This is a genomic window from Streptomyces sp. NPDC030814 (genome assembly GCF_055572155.1).
The window spans coordinates 1-1,229 of sequence record NZ_JBVIDX010000067.1; the positions used below are offsets into that span (position 1 = coordinate 1).

General features: G+C 70.0%; 1 protein-coding gene. It reads left to right on the forward strand.

Annotated features, from left to right (window positions below; genetic code table 11):
• Positions 1-1,200, forward strand: a 1,200-nt coding sequence (locus tag ACZ43N_RS42710; RefSeq protein ID WP_468105282.1) for a transposase, incomplete at its 5' end; no start/stop codon positions are given.
• Positions 1,201-1,229: the final 29 nt, after the last annotated feature.

Sequence of the window (1,229 nt, forward strand, 5' to 3'; positions counted from 1 at the left end):
CTGTGCTGGCTGGAGCAGGTCGCCGAGACCCTGCGGGCGGCGCTCAACGAGATTGCCCAGGCCGCCCCCGACTGGCTGCTGACCGTGGCGGAACCGGACTGGTTCAAGCGCTACGCCACCCGGGCCGAGGACTCCCGTTTCCCCAAGTCCCGCACCAAACGGGACGAGATGGGCCTGCGGATCGGGCGGGACGGGACACGACTGCTCGAAGCCGTCTTCTCCCCCGGGGCGCCCGGAGGACTGCGCACATTGGAGCAGGTGGAGACCCTGCGCCAGGTCTGGGTCCAGCACTTCCAGCAGGTGGAGGGCGAGGTGAGGCGGCGGGACCCAAAAGACCGGCCGCCGGGCGCGATGCGCCTGGTCACGCCCTATGACACCGAGGCACGCGGCAGCGTCAAACGCGACACCATGTGGGACGGATACAAGGTCCACCTCACCGAGACCTGCGAGCCGGGCACCCCAAACCTGCTCACGAACGTGGCCACCACCGTGGCGACGGTTCCCGACATCTCGATGACCGATACCGTGCACGCCCAGCTCGCCCAGGACGGGCGCCTGCCCGCCGAGCACCTGGTCGACGCCGGATACGTCGACGCGCACCTGCTCGTGCAGGCCCGCCGCGAGTACGGCATCACGCTCACCGGGCCGGTCGCCGGCGTCGTCAGCCACCAGTCCACCGCGAACAGTGGCTTCACCGGCGACGACTTCACCATCGACTGGGACCACGAGCAGGTCACCTGCCCCGGCGGCGAGACCACCACCCGCTGGAATCCCGACCGCTCACCCGAGGGCACCCCAGTGATCCGGGTCCGCTTCAACGGCGGCCAGTGCCGTCCCTGCCCGGTCCGTGAGCAGTGCACCACCTCCAGCGTCGGCCGCCGCCTGACCCTGCGGCCCCGTGAGGAGCATGAAGCGCTCCGCCAAGCCCGCACCGAACAGGACACCGACACTTGGAAGGACCGCTACAAGACCCGCGCCGGAGTCGAGGGCACCATCTCCCAGGCAGTCGGGCGCTGCGGCCTGCGCAGATCCCGCTACCGCGGCCTCGCGAAGACCAGCCTTCAGCACCAGCTCACCGGCGCCGCCATCAACCTCGCCCGCATCGACGCCCACCTCACCGGCCAACCACGAGCCCGCACCCGCACCAGCCACTTCGCAGCACTTTGCCCCGCCGAGCTCATGCTCGACGGGGCAAAGTAGGACCAGCCCCCGAATAAACCAACAGCGTC